The 21,804-nt window shown below is 73.1% G+C and carries 12 protein-coding genes; 8 read left to right on the top strand and 4 right to left on the bottom strand.

The window, feature by feature from the left end:
- Window positions 1-110 precede the first annotated feature (110 nt).
- Window positions 111-1,979, top strand: coding sequence for an ABC transporter ATP-binding protein (locus FHR36_RS03790; RefSeq protein ID WP_253793737.1), 1,869 nt, complete (start codon window positions 111-113; stop codon window positions 1,977-1,979).
- On the top strand, window positions 1,976-3,835 hold the full coding sequence (locus tag FHR36_RS03785) for an ABC transporter ATP-binding protein (RefSeq protein WP_253793734.1): 1,860 nt from the start codon (window positions 1,976-1,978) through the stop codon (window positions 3,833-3,835). Before FHR36_RS03790 ends, FHR36_RS03785 begins: the two co-directional genes overlap by 4 nt.
- 66 nt (window positions 3,836-3,901) lie before the next feature.
- Here FHR36_RS03785 and FHR36_RS03780 read toward each other — a convergent pair whose 3' ends face one another.
- Window positions 3,902-6,190, bottom strand: coding sequence for a Dyp-type peroxidase (locus FHR36_RS03780; RefSeq protein WP_253793732.1), 2,289 nt, complete (start codon window positions 6,188-6,190; stop codon window positions 3,902-3,904).
- A 241-nt stretch (window positions 6,191-6,431) separates the two neighbouring features.
- Between FHR36_RS03780 and FHR36_RS03775 the strand changes: the two genes are divergently transcribed.
- Together FHR36_RS03775 and FHR36_RS03770 are read left to right on the top strand one after the other, a co-directional pair.
- Window positions 6,432-8,369 carry a galactose oxidase early set domain-containing protein gene (locus tag FHR36_RS03775; protein WP_253793730.1) on the top strand — a complete coding sequence of 646 codons (1,938 nt, stop codon included), beginning with the start codon at window positions 6,432-6,434 and terminating at the stop codon, window positions 8,367-8,369.
- 63 nt (window positions 8,370-8,432) lie between these two features.
- A complete protein-coding gene (locus FHR36_RS03770) occupies window positions 8,433-8,999 on the top strand; it encodes a hypothetical protein (RefSeq protein ID WP_253793728.1) in 567 nt (188 codons plus the stop codon).
- A gap of 26 nt (window positions 9,000-9,025) precedes the next feature.
- Here FHR36_RS03770 and FHR36_RS03765 read toward each other — a convergent pair whose 3' ends face one another.
- Both FHR36_RS03765 and pnuC read right to left on the bottom strand, forming a co-directional pair.
- Window positions 9,026-10,126 (bottom strand): AAA family ATPase, encoded by a 1,101-nt coding sequence (locus FHR36_RS03765; RefSeq protein WP_253793726.1) that lies wholly within the window; start codon window positions 10,124-10,126, stop codon window positions 9,026-9,028.
- Window positions 10,123-10,698, bottom strand: a complete 576-nt coding sequence (pnuC, locus tag FHR36_RS03760; protein ID WP_253793725.1) for a nicotinamide riboside transporter PnuC — start codon at window positions 10,696-10,698, stop codon at window positions 10,123-10,125. Before pnuC ends, FHR36_RS03765 begins: the two co-directional genes overlap by 4 nt.
- Before the next feature lie 88 nt (window positions 10,699-10,786).
- On the opposite strand from pnuC, the gene FHR36_RS03755 reads away from it, so the two are divergent.
- Both FHR36_RS03755 and FHR36_RS03750 read left to right on the top strand, forming a co-directional pair.
- The gene (locus FHR36_RS03755) at window positions 10,787-12,532 is read left to right on the top strand and encodes an ABC transporter transmembrane domain-containing protein (RefSeq protein ID WP_253793724.1); all 1,746 of its coding nucleotides are present in this window, start codon (window positions 10,787-10,789) and stop codon (window positions 12,530-12,532) included.
- On the top strand, window positions 12,529-14,256 hold the full coding sequence (locus tag FHR36_RS03750; protein WP_253793723.1) for an ABC transporter ATP-binding protein: 1,728 nt from the start codon (window positions 12,529-12,531) through the stop codon (window positions 14,254-14,256). The genes FHR36_RS03755 and FHR36_RS03750 overlap by 4 nt, the downstream gene beginning before the upstream one ends.
- 142 nt (window positions 14,257-14,398) lie before the next feature.
- Here FHR36_RS03750 and glgP read toward each other — a convergent pair whose 3' ends face one another.
- Window positions 14,399-17,092, bottom strand: coding sequence for an alpha-glucan family phosphorylase (gene glgP, locus FHR36_RS03745; RefSeq protein WP_253793721.1), 2,694 nt, complete (start codon window positions 17,090-17,092; stop codon window positions 14,399-14,401).
- An 887-nt stretch (window positions 17,093-17,979) separates the two neighbouring features.
- Between glgP and FHR36_RS03740 the strand changes: the two genes are divergently transcribed.
- Both FHR36_RS03740 and treS read left to right on the top strand, forming a co-directional pair.
- The gene (locus FHR36_RS03740) at window positions 17,980-19,935 is read left to right on the top strand and encodes an alpha-1,4-glucan--maltose-1-phosphate maltosyltransferase (RefSeq protein WP_253794710.1); all 1,956 of its coding nucleotides are present in this window, start codon (window positions 17,980-17,982) and stop codon (window positions 19,933-19,935) included.
- Entirely contained in the window at window positions 19,932-21,650 is a 1,719-nt protein-coding gene (gene treS / locus FHR36_RS03735) for a maltose alpha-D-glucosyltransferase (RefSeq protein ID WP_253793719.1), read from the top strand. The genes FHR36_RS03740 and treS overlap by 4 nt, the downstream gene beginning before the upstream one ends.
- Window positions 21,651-21,804: the final 154 nt, after the last annotated feature.

Here is a 21,804-nt window from a genome sequence, read left to right as displayed (position 1 = left end):
GCGCGCCGTTCGCACGCGCACGCGCCCGTGGGGCCGGGCTGGCCGGTTCTCGCCGACAGGGGCATAAAACCTGGTGAGAAATGTCGCGGACTCGTCCTACCCTCTCCGCGATGGCCGAGAACCAGAACCCCGCCGCCCCGCCCACCCCCGCGGACGCCGACGGAGCGTCAACCGAACACCCACCGGAATCACCCCCCGCACGTCACTCCACCGTGCGGGCGCTGCTCCGGCTGTGGCCGTACGCCCGGGTGGCCCGCTGGCGGATCGCCGGCTCCGTCGCCGCCGCCGGGCTGGCCTCGCTCAGCGTGCTCGCGGTGCCCATGGTGCTGCGCCGGATCGTGGACGGCCCGATCGCCCACCACGACCTGGCCGCGCTGCGGCCGCTCATCGGGCTGCTGCTGGTGCTCGGCCTGGCCGAGGCCGCACTGTTCTACACCCGCCGGGTGATCCTGGCCCGTCCGATGGCCGGGGTGGAGACCGCGATGCGCGGCGACCTCTACGCCAAGCTGCAGCGGCTGCCGGTCTCCTTCCACGACCGCTGGCCCTCCGGCCAGCTGCTCTCGCGGGCGACCTCGGACATGTTCGTGATGCGGCTGTTCTTCGTCTTCCCGCTGGTCTTCCTGATCGTCAACTCGACGGTCTTCGTCACCGGCACCGTGCTGATGTTCACCCTGGACTGGCGGCTCGCGCTGATCACCCTGGTGCCGGCGGTGCCACTGATCCTCTACACCCGCCGGTTCGAGGGCAACTACCAGACCGCCTCCCGTATGGCCCAGGACCAGAACGGCGACCTGGCCACCGTGGTCGAGGAGTCCATCCTCGGCATCCGGATCCTCAAGGCCTTCGGCCGGCACCGCAGCATGGCCGAGGAGTTCCGCCAGCACAGCGGCGAGCTGCGCACCACCGAGCTGCGCAAGGCCGGGCTGCTGGCCAACCTCTGGGCGGTGATCGTCGGCCTGCCGGAGCTGGCGCTCGGCTGCGCGCTGGCGGTCGGCGCCTGGCAGGTGGCCGAGGACGGGATGTCGGCCGGCACCCTGGTCGCCTTCCTGTCCACCGCGCTGGCGCTGCGCTGGCCGGTGGAGTCGCTCGGCTGGCTGCTCGGCTTCGCCGCCGAGGCCGGCAGCGCCGCCAACCGCTTCTTCGAGGTGATGGACGAGCCCGAGCCTTCCTCACTCGCCGCCGCTGAGGGAGCCCCCTCCGGCGCCCCGGCCGCCGACGACCCGGGCATCCGGTTCACCGGCGTCCGGTTCCGCTACCCGGACGCGCCCGAGGGCACGCCCGACCTGCTGACCGGGATCGACCTGCACGTCCGCCCCGGCGAGACGATGGCCCTGGTCGGCGCCACCGGCTGCGGCAAGACCACCCTCACCGCGCTGATCCCCCGGCTGTACGAGGCGACCGCCGGCTCGATCACCCTGGACGGCACCGACATCCGCGACCTGTCCCGGCTCCGGCTGCGCGAGCTGGTCTCGGTCGCCTTCGAGGAGCCGACGCTGTTCTCCGCCAGCGTCCGGGAGAACGTCCTGATGGGCGCGCCCGAGGCCGACGAGGAGCGGCTGGCCACCGCGCTCGCCACCGCCCAGGCCGGCTTCGTCGCGGGCCTGCCGGAGGGGGCCGACACCCAGGTCGGCGAGCAGGGCCTGAGCCTGTCCGGCGGCCAGCGCCAGCGCCTCGCGCTGGCCCGCGCGGTGGTCGGCGACCCGCGGTTCCTGGTGCTGGACGACCCGCTCTCGGCGCTGGACGTGCACACCGAGGCGCTGGTCGAGCAGGCGCTGCGCACGGTGCTGGCCTCCACCACCGCGCTGGTGGTCGCCCACCGCCCGTCCACCGTGCTGCTGGCCGACCGCGTCGCCCTCCTCGCCGACGGCCGGATCGAGGCGGTCGGCACGCACCAGGAGCTGCTGCACAGCTCCCCGGCCTACCGGGCGCTGATGTCCGGCGAGGCCGCCCCCGAGCTGGAAGGGTCCCTCCCGCGATGACCACCACCGTCCAACCGGCCACGCCCGCCGAGGACGAGCTGCCCCCGCCCGAAGCCGACACGCAGGCCGCCCTGGCCGCCGCCGAGGACGAGGACATCCCCGTCCCGCCCGGCGCGGCCCGGGCGCTGCTCGGACAGCTGCTCGGCCCGCACCGCCGCCGGATCACCGTCGCGGTGCTGCTGATCCTGATCCAGCAGGCCGCCATGCAGTCCGGCCCGCTGCTGGTCGCCGTCGCCATGGACCGCGGCATCCCGGCGCTGCGCGACCACGACAGCGGCCCGCTGATCGCGGTCACCGCCGCGTACCTGGGCTGCGCGCTGGTCGCCACCCTGCTGCAGCGCGCCTTCATCCGGCTCAGCGGCCGGATCAACCAGGACATCCTGCTCGACCTCCGTGGCCGGATCTTCCGGCACGCCCAGCGGCTCAGCCTGGACTTCCACGAGCGCTACACCTCCGGCCGGATCATCTCCCGCGCCACCAGCGACGTGGACGCGCTGCGCGAACTGCTCGCCGAGGGCCTGCAGGAGCTGCTGATGGTGGCTCTGTCGGTCTGCTACATCACCGTGGTGCTGCTGTGGATGGACTGGCGGCTCGGCCTGGCCGCACTGGTGTCCTTCCTGCCGATGTACCTGATCGTCCGCTCCTTCCGGCGCCGCTCGCAGAAGGTGTACCGGCGCTCCCGGACGGCGGTGGCCGCGCTGATCGTCCGGTTCACCGAGACCATGAACGGCATCCGCCCGGTCCAGGCGTTCCGCCGCGAGGCCGCCAACGAGCGCGCCTTCGGCGCCGTCAACCGGCAGTCCGCCGACGCCACCGCGGACGGCCTGCTGGAGATGGCCCGGTACGTGGGCCTGTCCCGGACCACGGCCAACGTCTGGATCACCGGCGTGGTCCTGGTCGGCGCCTACCTGGTCACCGACGGCAGCCTGGCGCTCGGCGTGCTCACCGCCTTCGTGCTGTACCTGCGCCGGCTGTACGACCCGATCGACCAGCTGGCCATGTTCCTGAACAGCTACCAGTCGGCCGCGGCCGCGCTGGAGAAGATGGCCGGCCTGCTCGCCCACGAGCCCAGCGTCGCCGAGCCGGCCGAGCCGGTCGAGCTGCCGGCCGCCGCCGGCAAGGGCCGCGACGTGGGCTTCGACGGGGTGCGCTTCGCGTACCGGAACGGCAAGGAGGTGCTGCCCGCCTTCGACCTGGTGCTGCCGGCCGGGCAGACCGTCGCCGTGGTCGGCGCCACCGGTGCGGGCAAGTCCACCCTGGCCAAGCTGCTGGCCCGGTTCTACGACCCGACCGACGGCCGGGTCGCCCTGGACGGCGTCGACCTGCGCGACCTCGCCACCCCCGAGCTGCGGCGCAACGTGGTGATGGTGACCCAGGAGTCGTTCCTGTTCTCCGGGACGGTCGCCGAGAACATCGCCATCGGCAAGCCCGACGCCACCCGGGCGGAGGTGGAGGCGGCGGCGAGGGCGATCGGCGCGCACGAGTTCATCGCCGAGCTGCCGGACGGCTACGACACCGACGTGCGCAAGCGCGGCGGCCGGATCTCGGCCGGCCAGCGCCAGCTGGTCGCCTTCGCCCGCGCCCTGCTGGCCGACCCGGCGGTGCTGATCCTGGACGAGGCCACCTCCTCGCTGGACGTGCCCGGCGAGCAGGCGGTGCAGCGCGCCATGCGGACCGTCCTGGCCGGCCGGACCGCGGTGATCATCGCCCACCGGCTGTCCACCGTGGAGATCGCCGACCGGGTCCTGGTGATGGACCTGGGCCGGGTGGTCGAGGACGGCACCCCGGCCGAGCTGATCGCCGGCACCGGCCGCTTCGCCGCCCTGCACCGGACCTGGCGCGACAGCCTGGTCTGACCGCCGGTACGACCGCCGTCCGGCCCGGGTCCCGCACGGGGCCCGGGCCGGACGGCTCCACGGCTCTCAGGCCAGCGAGTTCCACCGGGTGACCGGACGGTCCCCGACCACGATCCGGTCCTCGTGCGCGCTGCCGTCGTCGACGGTGACGATCCGGTAGTCGTCGCCGTGGAACACCCAGTAGGCGGACACGCCGTCCACCCGCTGCCGGTCCGGCACCGGCAGGATCTCGGTGATCCGGGTGATGCCGGCGAAGGAGTCCCACTCGGAGATCCGCCGGTCCGGCACCTCCAGGACGTCCTCGTGGCGCGTGCCGTCGGCGATCGAGACCACCCGGTAGAGCTGCTCCCCCTCCCGGGAGTGGAAGACCCAGTAGTAGCTCTTCCCGCCGACCCGCTGCAGGTCCGGCACCGGCAGCACCACGTCGATCCGGCCGGCGCCGGCCAGCGAGCGCCAGGCGGTCAGGTCGGCGTCGTCCCGCTCCTTGACGTCCTCGTGCGCGCTGCCGTCCGCGATCGAGACCACCCGGTACACCTGGCGCCCGTCGGTGCGGGTGTGGAACAGCCAGTACCAGGTCTTGCCGTCCACCCGCTGTCCGTCCGGGAAGGGCAGCAGCAGGTCGACCCGGTGGATCCCGGCGAAGGAGTCCCACTCGTCGACCGGCCGGTCGTCCACCTCCCGGACGTCGGTGTGCTCGCTGCCGTCGGCGATCGACACCACCCGGAACACCTGCTTGCCGCCGACCGTGCGGAAGGCCCAGTACCAGCTCTTGCCGGCGTCCCGCTGGCGGTCCGGGACGGGCAGGAAGGTGTCGACCGGGCGACCGGGCTCGGTCGTGTCCTCCCCGGGCAGCACGCCGTCGCCGAGCGCCCGGAGCACGGTGATCGACGGGGCGAAGGCGTACACGGCGCCCTCGGTCCGCACGAAGCGCCGGAACTCCAGCTCGACCGGCTCGCCGTCGGCGTGCTCCCAGTACACCGTGCCGTCGGCGCCGACCATCGCGTCCGGGCCGGGGCTGGGCGGACGGCCCTCGGGTGCCTTGCGGCCCGGCGGGAAGCCCGGGCTGTCCATCCACATGTTCTGGATGAACTCGAACTGGGTGACCAGGTCGGCCTGGTAGGAGACGAAGAGCAGCCCGCGCGGGGCGTCCGGCCCGCCCGGACCCTCGGCGGCCGGGTCGAACGGGTGGCCGTACGGGCTGCCGCGGCGCATGATCCGGCGGCGGTCCATCACCGGGTTCTCCGGCAGCGGGGGCTCGCCGGACGCCTCCCGGAGCCCGTCCCGCGGGTTGGTCTTGCGCAGGTGGGAGAAGAGCGGGGTGGTGTGCCCGTCCGGGTCGTCCCGGAAGCTGATCTCGTTGTCGTTGGCGGCGACCGTGTTGAACGGCGTGTCGGCGTGCGGGCACTTGGCCACCGGTGTCCCCGAGCGCCACCGGCCCACCACCCGCGCGGCCAGCCACTCCACCGTGGCGTCCTGCGGAACGGCCTTGCGCTCCTTCAGGACCGGCAGCGTCCGGGCGAGCTGGGCCCACCAGCCCGGCACGTCCTGGGCGAGCCGCCGGACCACCTGGAAGGAGCCGTTGTGCGCCCACGGCGCCGCGGTCGGCGGCATGACGCCCGGTTCCACCCTCGGGTGTCCGACGACGAACTCCCCGGCCGGGATCAGCCGGGTGCCGGGGTGGTCCCTGACCCACTCCTCGCGCAGCGGGTCGGGCTCGTCGAAGCCCCGGACGCCGGGCTCGCTGACGCCGTCCTTGAAGCCGAAGTGCTCCTTGCCGCGGCGACTGCCGGGCAGGGTGGCGCAGTTCTGCTGGAAGACGATCGACACCCCGCACTGGGCCGCCGCCTCGCGCTGCGCGGTCAGCTCGGCCTGCAGGTCCTCGACGGTGTCGGCGGCGACGGTGAGCACCGCGTGCAGCGACTCCTCGGTGCGGTTGTTGCCGAAGATCCAGGTGCTGGGGTGGCTGTCGCCCTCGTCGCCGAGGATCCCGGCCCGGGCCACCGGCCCCTGCTGGAAGGCGCGCAGGGTGTCGTCCCGCTCGGCCGGGACGGGCGGGTACGGCTCCCGGTCGATCAGCGCCGCCAGCCCCGGATAGGTGAGGCCGACGCCCAGCCAGGTCGCCCGCAGACCGGTGGGATCGCCGCCGGAGCGCTTGCGCGCCTCGCTGTACGCCTTGTTGAAGGCCGCCACCTGCCGGGTGGTGGCGATCCTCGGGGTGAGCCGGCGCAGCCAGCCGCGGGCCTTGACCGGGTCCTCGAAGGTGAGGAAGAGCAGGACCGTGTGGTCCTTCTTGAAGCCGGCGAGGACGTCCCCCTGGATGTCGTCGTTCTCGCGCAGCGGCAGATCGGTCGCCATGCACCCTCCAGTGTGATTACCTTCCGTGACAGCCAGGGGCATGGTATGTATCCGAACTTCATGATCGCGACAGGCGCGCCCGACACCATCCGTCCGCGCGCGGCGACGTGACACGACGTCATGGCAACGCCCAGACTGTGGCTCATCCGTTGACGAACGACCTGCGGCGACCCGACCGCGTCCCCTCGCGCGGTCCGCCTCCCCGGCCGGCGCCGGTCACTCTCCGTCCTGAAGGAAGTCCATGTCCCGTACCGCACCACCCTCCCGCGCCCGGCTGGCCGCCGCGGCGGCGGCCTGCGTCCTCGCCTCCAGCCTCACCGCCTCCCTGCTCTGCGCCGCTCCCGCGTCCGCCGCTGGCCCGGACGCCGGGGCCGCCTTCACCGCCGAGCAGGTGGACGCCGCCATCGATCCGGCCGAACTCGCCGCGCTCGGCCACGACGAGGCCGCCCAGCGGGCCTGGATCCGGTTGGAGAGCCGGGCCGCCCAGGGCTCCCGGCGGGCCGAGGGCGGCCCGGACAACGGCTATCCCAACCCGATGCGGATCAACCGCCTCAAGGCGCTGACGGACAGCCAGAAGGCCACCAACGGCGCCTTCGACCCGGCGGTCTTCGGAAAGTTCACCGACTACTTCCCCTCCCCCGACTACGGCGACCACATCGCCCTGCTGCCCACCGGCAAGGTGCTGGTCTTCTCGTTCGAGGCGGTCGAGACCGACCCGACCAAGGAACCCGCGCCCACCAACGTCATCGGCCTGGCCAACGCCGGCCGGGCGTACCTGTGGGACCCGGCGAAGGGCACCGGCGCGGACGCCTTCAAGGCTGTGCCCCCGCCCAACGTGGTGCTGGACGACGGCACCGGCGCCAACCGCCCGGCGCCGTTCTTCTGCGCGGGCCACTCGTACCTGCCCAACGGCATGGTCGGCGTGTTCGGCGGCAACCTGGGCGGCAACGGCGGTGCCGGCGCCAAGCTGTCGCTGATCTTCGACCCGTGGAAGGAGCAGTGGACCCAGAACCCGGACATGCAGGTCGGGCGCTGGTACCCGTCGGTGGTGACCGGCGCGGACGGCCGACAGCTGATCATGTCCGGGCAGTCCGAGCTCGGCTGGGGCACCCCGACGCCGATCGTTGAGCGCTTCCCCGCCAAGTCGGTCGCCCCGGAGAAGGACCCGGGCAAGGTGCCGAACGCGCCGGTGGACCGTTTCGGCGCCGACGCGCCGTTCACCCAGGACTACCCGCAGCTGTTCTCGCTGAACGACGGCAAGGTCTACGGCCTCGGCCGGGTGCCGGGCGAGCAGTGGGTCTTCGACCCGAAGGCCGAGACCCGCGCCGACCTGCCCGCCCGCCCGGACCTGGACAAGCTGCCCGCCGACGCCCCGTGGCGCAACTACGGCTCGGCGGTGGCCCTGCCCGGCGGCGTCAACGGTCCGGACTCGGTGCTGGTGCTCGGCGGCAACCGCAAGGACCCGAACACCTACCAGCTCGCCGGCGGCCAGTGGAGCATGCTGAAGCCGCGCGCCTTCGGGCGCACCCAGGACGACACCCTGATCTTCCCGGACGGCAAGCTGTTCACCGTCAACGGCGCCTTCGACATCCGCGACTACGGCAACGGGCCGTACAACCCCAACGCCGACCTGAAGTACCGCCAGACCGAGTTCCGCGACGACCAGGGCAACTGGAAGCTCGGGCCGGTCCAGCGGCTGCCGCGCGGCTACCACTCCAACGCGGTGATCCTCCCCGACGGCCGCGTCATGATCACCGGCGACGAGCTGCAGCAGATCGCCAACAACCCGGACATCAAGTCCGGCATGAACGGCACCATCGAGATCTACGAGCCGCCGTACCTGCAGACCGGCAACCGTCCGGCGCTCGACTCCGCGCCGACCACCCCGGTCCGGTTCAACACCGAGTTCCAGGTCTCCACCTCGACGCCGAGCAAGGTCAGCCGGGCGGTCCTGCTGGCGCCGATCACCTCCACCCACTCGGTGGACACCAGCCAGCGCCACCTGGAGCTGCGGATCAACAACCGCAACGGCGGCCAACTCACCCTCCAGGCACCGCCGCTGGCGGCGGCCGCGCCGCCCGGGTACTACATGCTCTTCCTGCTCGACTCGGCCGGCGTCCCCAGCGCGGCCAAGTGGATCAAGCTGGAGGCCAAGCCCTCCGGTGGGCAGATCCCCTAGGTCCTTGTGACCGCCCGGGAGCGCGGGCTCCCGGGCGGCCCTCCCCCGTCCCAGGAGGACGCCATGTCCCGCCCCCGTCTGCTCACCGCGGCGCTGGCCGTCGGCGCGCTCGGCGCCGTGGCGCTGATCGCCCCGGCGGCCGAGTCCGCCACCCGCGCCGTGCCCGCCGCCCCCGTCCAGGGAACCGGCACCCCGGCCGTCGCCACCCTCTGGAACGCCGACCGGTTCGAGACCTCCGCGCAGGACTGGACCGACCTGCCGGGCGCCGTCGTCCCCGACTCCACCGGCCGCGGCGTCGGCTTCGACGGTGTCTTCGTGGTCCACTTCGACGCCGACGCGATCTGCGAGTCGCCGGTCGACAACGCGGTCTGCTCGGTCCGCGTGCTGGTCGGCGGGCAGGTGGCCGCCCCCGGCGACACCAACGCCCGCTTCGTCACCGCCCGCGGCAGGCCCGAGTGGAGCGCCCACGGCTACACCCGGACCGCCTGCTTCGCCCCGCAGTTCGACGGCCGCGACGCCACCACCCGGATCCAGGTCCGGGCCAGCCGGGACGCTTCGTTCGGCCTGCAGAACTGGCACCTGGAGGTCGAGCGCTTCCCGCTGCGGGCCGGCACCGCCTGCCCGTCCTGACCCTGTCCTGACCGCGCGCCGCCCGCTCAGCCGAGCGGATCGGCCAGCCCGGGACCGTCCGTGAGCAGCCGGTCCACCGCGGCCAGCGCCCGCTCCAGGCGCTCCGCCCGGGACCCGGCCAGCTCCAGCCACGGCACGCCCCGGCCGGCGAGCACCTCGCGGAACCGCCCGTTCATCCAGGCCCGCAGGTGCTCGCCGTCGCGCAGCCCGTCGTCCTCGAAGTCCACCCCCACCTCCGAGGTGAGCAGGTAGAGCGCGCGCGGCGGCAGCGCCCCGGCCAGCGCCGCGACCTCGGGCGTCACCGCGCCGACGTACCGCTCCTGCCAGACCGTGGTGGCCAGCGCGTCGGTGTCGCAGACCAGCACCGGGCCGCCGGCCCTGGCCGCCCGCTCCTCCGCCTCGGTCTGCCGCCGGCAGACCACCTCGAAGTCGCGGTCGGTCCACTCCAGGTCGAAGACGGTCGGCTCGGGGCCGTCCGCCGTCCGCGCGCGGGCCACCGCGAGCTTGGCCACCGTCAGCTCCCGGCCGTACTCGGGCACCCAGCCGGTCAGCGCGTGCACCCCGCCGCGGGCCCGGAGCGCCTCGGCGAGGTCGCGGGAGAGCGTGGTGGTGCCGGTCGACTCGGCGCCGAGCACCACCACCCGCCGGGCCAGGCCGGCCCGGACCGGCGGCTCCAGGTCCGCCCAGTGCGCGACCGGGTCGGCGCGCACCTTCGTCCCCGAGACCGGGAAGGTGTCCCGGGCCCGGTCGAGCACCACCGGGGCGGCCGCGAACCGCCGGGCCAGCTCGACGCCGTACGGCTCGGAGCTGAACACCGCGTCGACCGCCGGGGCCAGGTCGCCGACCGCCGCGCGCATCAGGGCCACGTGCCCGGCCCAGACCTCCTCGCTGTCGTAGTCGACCTCCAGGTTGTCCGCGGTGCCGACCACCCGCACGTGCGGGTCGCCGGCCCACGCCTCGCGGATCCAGCCGACCCGGGCGGCCAGCGGGATCGACTCCACGTCGGCCGCCATCACCACCACGGTGACCCGGTCGCAGGCGTCGGCGGCGCTGCGGATCAGGAAGTGGTGTCCGGCGTGCGGCGGGTAGAACTTGCCGATCACCAGTCCGTGCCGGAAGTCGCTCATGCCGCCACCGCCGCCGCGCCGGCCGGCTGCTGCCGGCGCCAGCTCCGCAGGCCGACCAGGCACATCTTGAGGAACAGCAGGTAGACCAGGGCGGTCAGGTCCAGCCCCTTGGCCAGGTAGAGCGGGATGTAGACCAGGTCGGCGGCGATCCAGAAGTACCAGTTCTCGATCCGCTTGGTGTTCAGCAGCCACTGGGCGGCCAGCGACAGCGCGGTGGTGAGCGCGTCCCAGAACGGCGCGCTGTCACCGGCCCGGGCGAGCACCACGGTCAGCGCCCAGGTCACCGGGAGCAGCAGGACCAGCAGCAGGCCGAGGGTCGGGCCGCCGGCCGACCGGATCTCCCGGCCGGCCCGGCGCTCGCCGCCGCGCAGCCACTGCCACCAGCCGTGGACGGCCAGCACCAGGAAGACCAGTTGCAGTGCGGCGTCGGCGTACAGCCTGGCGCCGGTGAACAGCACCAGGAAGAAGACGTTGTTGGCGATGCCGACCGGGAAGTTCCAGATGTTCGCCCGGACGGTGAGCCAGACGCCGATCGCCCCGGTGACGAAGCCGAGCAGTTCGGTCCAGCTCACGGCGTCACCCCTCTCTCAGATAATGTCAGAGTGACGATAACGGGTAATTCGCGGCCCGCCAAGCGGGTTGGCCGCTAGGGTGCGGTGCGTGAACGACCTGAGCGCCGATCCGGGGACACCGGACATCCGAAGTGCCGGCCGCTACCTGCTCTGGCTGACGGTCAGCCAGCGCGGACGGGTGGGCGCGGGGGCCGTACTCGGCACCGTCTGGATGCTCGGTCTGACCCTGACCCCGTACCTGCTCTCCCGCGCGATCGACGACGGCCTGAAGGCCCGCCACCCGGCCGCGCTGCTCGGCTGGACCGCCGTCCTACTGGTCAGCGGCGTGATCAACGCCGGCATCGGCCTGCTGCGGCACCGCACCATGACCCGGGTCCGGATGGACGCCACCTTCCGCACCGTCCGGGTGGTCACCCGCCAGTCCGTCCGGCTCGGCGCCGCGCTGCCCCGGCTGGTCACCGCCGGCGAGGTGGTCACCATCGGGATCGGCGACGTCGGCCAGATCAGCCGCACCCTCACCTTCGTCGGCCCCGGCATCGGCTCGGTGGTCGCGTACCTCACCATCGCCGTCCTGCTGCTGGCCATCTCCCCGCTGCTCGCCGCCGTGGTGCTGCTCGGCGTCCCGCTGACCGCCGTCGTGGTCGGCCCGCTGCTCGGCCGGCTGCGCGGCACCGAGGGCCGCTACCGGGAACGGCAGGGCCGGCTGTCCTCCCGCTTCGAGGACATGGTCGGCGGACTGCGGGTGCTGAACGGCCTCGGCGGCAAGGAGGAGTACGCCGAACGCTACCGCCGCGACTCCCGCGAACTGCAGGCCGACGGCTACCGGGTCGGCGCGGTGACCAGCTGGCTGCAGTCCTTCGGGATCGGCCTGCCCACCCTCTTCCTGGCCGGTGTCACCTGGCTCGCCGCCCGGATGGCCGCCGCCGGGGACATCACCGTCGGCGAACTGGTCGCCGTCTACGGGTACGTCGCCGTGCTGGTGGTCCCGGTCCAGTTCCTGCTGGAGAGCGGACAGGACATCAGCCGCGGCCTGGTCGCCGCCGCCCGGGTGGTCCGCTTCCTCGCCCTCGACCCCGGCACCGACCCGGCCGCCGGCGGCCCCGGCCCCGACCGACCCGCCACGCTGCGCGACCCCGAGTCCGGCGTCGAGGCGACGCCCGGCCGGCTCACCGTGCTCGCCTGCGCCCGCCCCGCCGACAGCGCCGCCGTGGTCGACCGGCTCGGCCGCTTCGCCGACGGCCCCGCCGAGTGGGGCACCGCCCGCCTGGACTCCGTCGCCCTCCGCACCGTCCGGGACCGGATCCTGGTCGCCGACAACGAGGCCGCCCTGTTCGCCGGCACCCTGCGCGAAGTCCTCTCCGGCCGCCGCACCCTCCCCGACGACGCCCTGCTCGCCGCCCTGGAAGCCGCCGCCGCCCTGGACGTGCTGCGCGGCCTGCCCGACGGCCTGGACTCCGCCGTCACCGCCGAGGGCCGCAACCTCTCCGGCGGCCAGCGCCAGCGCCTGCGGCTGGCCCGCGCGATCGCCGCCGACCCCGAGGTGCTGCTCGCCGTCGAACCCACCTCCGCCGTCGACTCCCACACCGAGGCCGCCATGGCCGCCGGCCTGCGCCGCGCCCGCACCGGCCGCACCACCCTGCTCACCAGTGTCTCCCCGCTGCTGCTGGACCACGCCGACACCGTGCACCTGCTGGTCGACGGCAAGGTCGTCGCCACCGGCCGCCACCGCGAGCTGCTCCGCGACCACCCCGGCTACCGCGCCCTGGTCTCCCGCGAGGAGAGCACCGGCGCCGCCCTGCCCGCGCCCCGCCCCGCCGAGGAGGCCGTCCGATGAGCACCCATCTCCCCGTCGCCACCGCGGCCAGGGTCCGCCGGGCCACCGTCGCGCTGATCCGCCAGGACCTCCGCGGCTTCACCGCCCTGCTCGCCCTCAACGCGCTGGCCGCCCTCACCGGCCTGGCCGGCCCCTGGCTGCTCGGCCGGATCATCGACCGCGTCACCACCGGCGCCGGCGCCCACACCGTCGACCGGCTGGCCCTCGCCATCCTCGGCTGCGCCCTCGCCCAGCTGCTGCTCTCCCGCCAGGGCCGGTACGTCGCCCACCGCTTCGGCGAGCGCACCTCGGCCCGGATCCGCGAGCAGTTCGTCGACCGCGCCCTCGCCCTTCCCGCCGGCACCGTCGAACGGGCCGGCACCGGCGACCTCACCGCCCGCGGCACCACCGACGTCTCCGCCGTCGGAGGCGCCCTGCGCGATGCCGCCCCGGACGTCTTCATCGCCGTCCTGCAGTGCCTGTTCATCCTCGGCGCGACCTTCGCCGTCCAACCGCTGCTCGGTGCCTGCGGGGTGATCGGCATGACCGGCATCGCCCTCGGCGCCCGCTGGTACCTGCGCCGCGCCCGCGCCGCCTACCTCGCCGAGGGCGCCGCCAACTCCGCCCTGGCCGAGGTCCTCGCCGCCACCGCCACCGGCGCCCGCACCGTCGACGCCCTCGGCCTGCAGGCCGAGCGGACCGCCACCGGCGAGCGGGCCGTCGAGGACTGCCGCCGCACCCGCGAGCGGACCCTCTTCCTGCGCAGCGTCTTCTTCCCGACCGTCAGCGTCTCCTACACCGTCCCCGTCGTCGTGGTCCTGCTGGTCGGCGCCCTGCTGCACGCCCACGGCATGGTCGGCCTCGGCGCCGCCGTCGCCGCCGCCCTGTACGTCCGCCAGCTGGAGTCACCGCTCGACACCATCGTGGTCTGGATCGAGCAGCTGCAGAGCAGCGGCGCCTCCTTCGCCCGGGTCGAAGGGCTCGCAGACGCACCGCGCGCCGTCGCCGCCCGCTCCGCCGAGCCGCAGGACGACCGGATCGAGGTCACCGGCGTCCGGTACGCCTACGACGGCCGCGACGACGTCCTGCACGGCGTCGACCTGACCATCCGTCCCGGCGAACGGCTCGCCGTGGTCGGCCCGTCCGGCTCCGGCAAGACCACCCTCAGCCGCCTGCTCGCCGGCATGGACCACCCCCGCGCCGGCAGCGTCACCGTCGGCGGCGTCCCCGTCGCCGACCTCGACCCCGACCGGCTGCGGCGCCAGGTCGTCCTGGTCACCCAGGAGCACCACGTCTTCCTCGGCACCCTCCGTGACAACCTGCTCATCGCCGCGCCGACCGCCGACGACGCCCGGCTGGAAGCCGCCCTCACCGCCGTCGGCTGGCAGCACGACCTGCCCGACGGCCTCGACACCGAACTCGGCGCCGGCGCCCACCGCCTGGACGGCGCCCGGTCCCAGCAGCTCGCCCTCGCCCGGGTCGTCCTCGCCGACCCGCACACCGTCATCCTCGACGAGGCCACCGCCCTGCTCGACCCCGGCGCCGCCCGCGCCACCGAACGCGCCCTCGCCGCCGTCCTCGAAGGCCGCACCGTCATCGCCGTCGCCCACCGCCTCCACACCGCCCACGACGCCGACCGCGTCGCCGTCATGGAAGCCGGCCGCCTCACCGAACTCGGCACCCACGACGCCCTCGTCACCGCCGCCGGCCCGTACGCGGCCCTCTGGGAGACCTGGCAGAGCTAATTCTTCAGGGGCTCGGGGAACTGCGACGCTCACCCCTGGTCACGGTTCCGTACTGCCAAAAGGGGCGCGAGGAACTGCGCGACCAGCCAACGCTCTACGTGAGTGCATGGCCGGTCGCGCAGTTCCTCGCGCCCCCGAGGGGCTAGCGCAGCATGCCGGAATCCATCCCCGACATCTCCGCCGGCAGCGCCACCAACCCCATCTCCGCCGGCGAAGCCAGCAGCGGATGGTCCGGCAGCACCCGTACGGTGTACCCGAACGGCCCGGTCCGCCCCAGCTCCAGCAGCCCCTCGTACCGCAGCCGCCCGTCCAGGTCCGGTCCTCCCCCGCCGGCCGGCTTCAGCGCCAGCACGGCGGCGTCCGAGATCCCGTCGCTCTCGTCCACCCGCCCGGACACCACCTGGACCTCGACGTCCTCGGGCTGCAGCGTCCCGAGCGAGACCTGCACCCGCAGCGCGAGGGTCGTCCCGAGCTCCTGTGCCTCGCCCGGCCCGTCCGCCTCGACGTGCTCGACCCGGACGGCCGGCCAGGCGTCGCGGACCCGGGCCTTCCACCCGGCCAGCTCCCGCGCCCCGGCGTACGCGCCCCCGTCGGAAGCCGCGGCCCCGGCCACCAGCTCGCGTCGCGCGTCCGCCGCCGGAACGTACAGCCGCTCGACGTACTCGCGGACCATCCGTCCCGCCAGCACCTTGGGCCCGAGGGTGACCAGGGTGTGCCGGACCATGGCGATCCAGCGGTGCGGCAGCCCGTCCGCGCCGCGGTCGTAGAACCGGGCGGCGACCTGGTGCTGGATCAGGTCGTACAGCGCGGCGGCCTCGATGTCGTCGCGGCGCTCGGCCTCGCGGCTCTCGGGGTCGAGCCGCCCGTTGCCGGCGCTGTCGGCGGTCGGGATGGCCCAGCCGTTCTGACCGTCGTACCACTCGTCCCACCACCCGTCGAGGATCGACAGGTTGAGGCAGCCGTTGAGCGCGGCCTTCATCCCGGAGGTGCCGCAGGCCTCCAGCGGCCGGAGCGGGTTGTTCAGCCAGACGTCGCAGCCGGGGTAGAGCAGCTTGGCCATGGCCATGTCGTAGTCGGGCAGGAAGACGATCCGGTGCCGGATCGCCGGGTCGTCGGCGAAGGCGACCAGCTGCTGGATGAGCCGCTTGCCGCCGTCGTCGGCGGGGTGGGCCTTGCCGGCCACCACGATCTGCACCGGGGTGGTCGGGTGGAGCAGCAGGGCCCGCAGCCGGACGGGGTCGCGGAGCATCAGGGTGAGCCGCTTGTACGAGGGGACCCGCCGGGCGAAGCCGATGGTGAGCACGTCCGGGTCGAGCACGGAGGAGACCCAGCCGAGTTCGGCGTCGCCGGCGCCGCGCTGGCGCCAGGAGGCGCGGAGCCGGCGCCGGGCCTCGTCGACGAGTTGGGCGCGCAGGGAGCGCCGGAGTTCCCAGATCTCGCCGTTGCCGATCCGTTCCAGGCCGGTCCAGCGCTTGGCGTCGCCGACGGCCATGGCGTCCTCGGCGCGTTCGTGGCCGATCTCCTCGGCGCCGAGCCGGACCACCGCGGGGTCGATCCAGGTCGGGGCGTGGACGCCGTTGGTGACGGAGGTGATCGGCACCTCGGCGGCGTCGAAGCCCGGCCAGAGCCCGCTGAACATCGAGCGGCTGACCTCGCCGTGCAGGGTGGAGACGCCGTTGGCCCGCTGGGCGAGCCGCAGGCCCATCGCGGCCATGTTGAAGAGCTTGGGGTCGCCGCCCTGCCAGGTCTCGGCGCCGAGGGTCAGCACCTGGTCGACCGGGACACCGGGCAGTGCGGCGTCGCCGCCGAAGTGCCGGGCGACCAGGTCGCGGTCGAAGCGGTCGATGCCGGCGGGCACCGGGGTGTGGGTGGTGAACAGGGTGCCGGCCCGGACGGCCTCCAGGGCGGCGGCGAAGCCGAGTCCGTCCTCGGCGGCGACCAGTTCGCGGATCCGCTCCAGGCCGAGGAAGCCGGCGTGTCCCTCGTTGGTGTGGAACACCTCGGGCTCGGCGTGTCCGGTGAGCCGGCAGTAGGTGCGGACGGCGCGGACGCCGCCGATGCCGAGCAGTATTTCCTGCAGCAGCCGGTGCTCGCTGCCGCCGCCGTAGAGCCGGTCGGTGACACCGCGTTCGGCGACGGCGTTGGCCTCGATGTCCGAGTCGAGCAACAGCAGCGGGACGCGGCCGACCTGGGCGCGCCAGATGTGGGCGGCCAGCCGGCGGCCGCCGGGGAGGGCGAGGTCGATCTCGCAGGGGGTGCCGTCGGGCTCGCGGAGCAGGGTGACGGCCAGTTCGTCCGGGTCGAGCAGCGGGTACCGCTCCTGCTGCCAGCCGTCCCGGGAGAGCGACTGGCGGAAGTAGCCGTGCCGGTAGAAGAGGCCGACGCCGATGACGGGCACGCCGAGATCGGAGGCGGCCTTGAGGTGGTCTCCGGCCAGGATGCCGAGCCCGCCGGAGTACTGGGGCAGCGCGGCGGCGATGCCGTACTCGGGTGAGAAGTAGGCGATGGCGGCGGGCAGCGGCCGGGCGTCGGCAGCCGCGGCGGACTGGTACCAGCGCGGCCCGGCGAGATAGTCGCGCAGGTCGTCGGCGAGGTCGCCGAGGCGGCGCAGGAAGCGCCGGTCGGTGGCGAGTGCCGCCAACCGGGGTGCCGGCACCTCGCCGAGCAGGCGCACCGGATCCTCGCCGACGGCGGCCCAGACCTCCGGGTCGACGGAGCGGAAGAGCTCCCTCGTTTCGGGATGCCAGGACCATCGGAGGTTCAGCGCCAGCTCGTGCAGCGGCTGCAGTTGTTCGGGCAGGACAGTGCGGACGGTGAATCTGCGGATTGCCTTCACGATCTGAAGCCTAGTGCCCCTCCATGCCCTGACGGGTCGTCACTTCATGGGCGCCACACCCATTCGGCCCATTGATCGGAATCTTTTCTGGCGCGCGGGGGCGAGCGGGGGCGCACGGGAGGCGCGCACCGCCAACGGGCGCGCCCTGGGCGCATGAACACTCCGAGACGGCGACATTTCCGGTGTCTGATTCACCTCTGGCTACCGTCCGAAATCACGCGCTTACCCATGCGTAGGGCTTGCCCGTGGTGCGAGGATGCACAAAGGTCGTTGGTGCCGCGGGGAACGTGAGCCGGTTGGCGCCCCGCTGCCCACGTCCGGAGCCTTCCTCGTCGACGAACCCTCGTCCTGTTTAGCCCATTCGGCCCCAGCTCCCGCGCGTTCGCGTGTCCTCCTCCTCCGCCCCGTCGTTTTCGGGTCGGTTGGGTCACTCCGGGGCGTGCCCTGAGCGGCGCGCGCCGGGACACGCGCGCACGCTCGGGAGCAGAGGCCGCGGCCGCGGGTCGGTGGTCAGGTCGCCGGGTTCGTCGGTGCGGGCAGGCTCCGGTCGCACGTCCTTCCTCACCCAGCAGTCCTCCGGCACTCCCCCGGCGTCTCGGCCCCAGGGAGCCGCCGCCGATCTCGGGCAGGAGCTTGGCATGCACGGCGACACGCGGGACCAGTCCACCTTGCCGACGGACGTCCCCGACTCCCCGTCAACCGCGGAGCCGCCGCTGCCGGCTCCGCGCACTCCGCGGAAGGCGACCGCGGCGGCGCCGAAGAAAGCCGCGGCGACGAGCCAACGCACGGCGGCGGCGCCGAAGAAGACCGCGACCGCCCGCAGGACCGGCGCCACCGCTACCACCACACCCCGCAAGAGCCCGACCCGCAAGACAGAGAGCGACACCGTGATCGGCCGCATCCCCGTCCTGGACGTCTCCCCCATCGTCGACGCCGGCCGGCGTCCGGCCAAGGCCGTGGTCGGGGAACGCTTCCTGGTCTCCGCCTCCGTCTTCCGCGAGGGCCACGACGCCGTCAACGCCAACGTGGTCCTGCGCGATCCGCGCGGCCGCAGCGGGCCGTGGACCCCCATGCGCGAACTCGCCGAGGGCACCGACCGCTGGGGCGCGTACGTCACCCCGACGGCGGCCGGCCGCTGGACGTACGCCGTCGAGGCGTGGAGCGACCCGGTCGCCACCTGGCGGAAGACCGCCGCCGTGAAACTGCCGGCCGGCATCGACACCGCGCTGGTGCTGGAGGAGGGCGCCGCCCTGCTGGAGCGGGCCGCCGCCGGGGTGCCCAAGAAGGACGGCCGGGCGCACGTGCTGGCCGCGGTGGACGCGCTGCGCGACCCGGGCCTGCCGCCGCTCAGCCGGTACGCCGCCGCGCTGGCCCCCGAGGTGACCGACCTGCTGGCCCGCTTCCCGCTGCGCGAGCTGGTCTCGGCGTCCCGTCCGCTGCCCCTTCAGGTGGACCGCGAGCGGGCGCTGTTCGGGGCGTGGTACGAGTTCTTCCCGCGGTCGGAGGGGGCGGTGGTGGACCCGTCCGGGGTCGCGCCGCCGATCTCCGGCACCCTGCGCACCGCCGCGGAGAGGCTGCCCGCGGTGGCGGCGATGGGCTTCGACGTGGTGTACCTGCCGCCGATCCACCCGATCGGCCGCGCCTTCCGCAAGGGCCCGAACAACAGCCTGACCGCCGGCCCGTACGACGTCGGCTCGCCGTGGGCGATCGGCTCGCCGGAGGGCGGGCACGACGCCGTCCACCCGGACCTGGGCACCATCGAGGACTTCGACCACTTCGTCGCCGAGGCCGGCGCGCTGGGCCTGGAGGTCGCCCTCGACTTCGCCCTGCAGTGCTCCCCCGACCACCCGTGGGTCAACAAGCACCCCGAGTGGTTCACCCACCGCCCGGACGGCACCATCGCCTACGCGGAGAACCCGCCGAAGAAGTACCAGGACATCTACCCGGTCAACTTCGACCAGGACTTCGACGGCATCGTCAAGGAGACCGTGCGGATCCTGCGGTACTGGATGTCCCACGGGGTGCGGATCTTCCGCGTCGACAACCCGCACACCAAGCCGGTCAACTTCTGGGAACGGGTGCTCGCCGACATCGCCCGCACCGACCCCGACGTCATCTTCCTCGCCGAGGCGTTCACCCGGCCCGCGATGATGCACACCCTCGGCAAGATCGGCTTCCACCAGTCCTACACCTACTTCACCTGGCGCAACGACAAGGCCGAACTCACCGAATACCTCACCGAACTCACCGGCGACGCCGCCGCCTGGATGCGCCCCAACTTCTTCCCGAACACACCGGACATCCTGCACGAGTACCTGCAGGTGGGCGGGAAGAACGCCTTCGCGATCCGGGCGATCCTGGCCGCCACGCTGTCCCCGAGCTACGGCATCTACGCCGGCTACGAGCAGTACGAGAACGAGCCGGCCCACCCGGGTTCGGAGGAGTACCTCGACTCGGAGAAGTACGAACTGCGCCCCCGCGACTGGACCCGCACCGACACCCTCGCCCCGCTGCTCACCGCGATCAACCGGCTCCGCCGCCGCCACCCCGCCCTCCAGCAGCTGCGCGGCCTGGAGTTCCACGCCACCGACAACCCGCAGATCCTCGCCTTCTCCAAGACCGCCCGCACCGAGGACGGCCTCGAGGACCGCGTCATCACCGTGGTGACCCTCGACCCGCACCACCCGCAGGAAGCCACCGTCACCCTCGACGCGGACGGACCGCTGACGGTGCACGACGAACTCACGGGTGCCACCTACACCTGGGGCCGGCACAACTACGTCCGGCTCGACCCGGCCGCCGAGCCGGCCCACCTCCTCACAGTTCGGAGGAATTCTCTGTGACAGTCAACGAGCCCGTCCCCGACACCTTCGCCGACACTCCGACCAAGAACCTCGACCCCGAGTGGTTCAAACGGGCGGTGTTCTACGAGGTGCTGGTCCGGTCGTTCCAGGACAGCAACGGCGACGGCGTGGGCGACCTCAAGGGGCTCACCTCGAAGCTGGACTACCTGCAGTGGCTCGGCGTGGACTGCCTCTGGCTGCCCCCCTTCTTCGCCTCGCCGCTGCGGGACGGCGGCTACGACGTGGCGGACTACAAGTCGGTGCTGCCGGAGTTCGGCGACCTGGCGGACTTCGTGGAGTTCGTGGACGCGGCCCACCTCCGGGGCATGCGGGTGATCATCGACTTCGTGGTCAACCACACCAGCGACCAGCACCCGTGGTTCCAGTCCTCGCGGACGGATCCGGACGGCCCGTACGGCGACTTCTACATGTGGGCGGACGACGACAAGCAGTACCCGGACGCGCGCATCATCTTCGTCGACACCGAGACCTCGAACTGGACGTACGACCCGGTCCGCAAGCAGTACTACTGGCACCGCTTCTTCTCGCACCAGCCGGACCTGAACTACGACAACCCGCGGGTCGAGGAGGAGGTCATCGCGGCCCTGCGGTTCTGGTTGGACCTCGGCATCGACGGCTTCCGGCTGGACGCGGTGCCGTACCTCTACGCCCGCGAGGGGACGAACTGCGAGAACCTGCCGGAGACGCACGAGTTCCTCAAGCGCGTCCGCAAGGAGATCGACGCCGACTACCCCGACACCGTGCTGCTGGCGGAGGCCAACCAGTGGCCGGAGGACGTGGTCGACTACTTCGGCGACTTCGCCTCGGGCGGCGACGAGTGCCACATGGCGTTCCACTTCCCGGTGATGCCGCGGATCTTCATGGCGGTCCGCCGGGAGTCCCGCTACCCGGTGTCGGAGATCCTGGCCAAGACGCCGGCCATCCCGGCCGGCTGTCAGTGGGGCATCTTCCTGCGCAACCACGACGAGTTGACCCTGGAGATGGTCACCGACGAGGAGCGCGACTACATGTACGCGGAGTACGCGAAGGACCCGCGGATGCGGGCCAACGTGGGCATCCGCCGCCGCCTCGCGCCGCTGCTGGAGAACGATCGAAATCAAATCGAACTCTTCACGGCCCTGTTGCTCTCGTTGCCCGGCTCGCCCGTGCTGTACTACGGCGATGAGATCGGCATGGGCGACAACATCTGGTTGGGCGACCGGGACGGTGTGCGCACACCCATGCAATGGACGCCCGACCGCAACGCGGGTTTCTCCTCGGCCGACCCGGGCAGGCTCAGTCTGCCGCCCATTATGGACCCGGTGTACGGCTATCAGGTGACCAACGTCGAAGCGCAGCAGAGCAGTTCGAGCTCGCTGCTGCACTGGACGCGTCGCATGATCGAGATCCGCAAGCTCAACCCTGCGTTCGGCCTCGGCAGCTACACCGAGCTGTCCTCCAGCAACCCCGCAGTGCTGGCCTTCGTGCGCGAGTACGAGGGTGACCTGGTCATGTGCGTGAACAACTTCTCGCGGTTCGCGCAGCCGACCGAACTGGACCTGCGGCGGTACGGGGGGCGGTACCCGGTCGAGTTGATCGGCGGCGTGCGCTTCCCCTCCATCGGCGAATGGCCGTACCTGCTCACGCTGGCCGGCCACGGCTTCTACTGGTTCCAGCTGCGCAAGCCCGGAGCCACCGGTAAGTCCACGAAGTAACGATCCGCCAGGCTCCTCACGGCACGCACCCTCCGCGGGCGCGCACCCCAACCGCGCGCCCCCGGGGGGTCTTCGCACCACCGCGTACGGAGAACAGCCCAACGGCCACCCACACGAAGGCGTGACACCCGAGCCCCGCTCGCGTGCCGTCGCC

The sequence above is a fragment of the Kitasatospora cinereorecta genome, from assembly GCF_024172095.1.
In the GTDB taxonomy this organism is placed as follows: domain Bacteria; phylum Actinomycetota; class Actinomycetes; order Streptomycetales; family Streptomycetaceae; genus Kitasatospora; species Kitasatospora cinereorecta.
The sequence above is the reverse complement of the archived record's forward strand: the minus strand, read 5'-3'. Positions and strand labels throughout refer to the sequence as shown.

What these genes read in the sequence shown, in the direction of transcription:
- FHR36_RS03790 (WP_253793737.1), top strand. Translation starts at nt 111, where the DNA reads ATGGCCGAGAACCAGAACCCCGCCGCCCCGCCCACCCCCGCGGACGCC.
- FHR36_RS03785 (WP_253793734.1), top strand. Translation starts at nt 1,976, where the DNA reads ATGACCACCACCGTCCAACCGGCCACGCCCGCCGAGGACGAGCTGCCC.
- FHR36_RS03750 (WP_253793723.1), top strand. Translation starts at nt 12,529, where the DNA reads ATGAGCACCCATCTCCCCGTCGCCACCGCGGCCAGGGTCCGCCGGGCC.
- FHR36_RS03770 (WP_253793728.1), top strand. Translation starts at nt 8,433, where the DNA reads ATGTCCCGCCCCCGTCTGCTCACCGCGGCGCTGGCCGTCGGCGCGCTC.
- FHR36_RS03775 (WP_253793730.1), top strand. Translation starts at nt 6,432, where the DNA reads ATGTCCCGTACCGCACCACCCTCCCGCGCCCGGCTGGCCGCCGCGGCG.
- FHR36_RS03780 (WP_253793732.1), bottom strand. Translation starts at nt 6,190, where the DNA reads ATGGCGACCGATCTGCCGCTGCGCGAGAACGACGACATCCAGGGGGAC.
- FHR36_RS03765 (WP_253793726.1), bottom strand. Translation starts at nt 10,126, where the DNA reads ATGAGCGACTTCCGGCACGGACTGGTGATCGGCAAGTTCTACCCGCCG.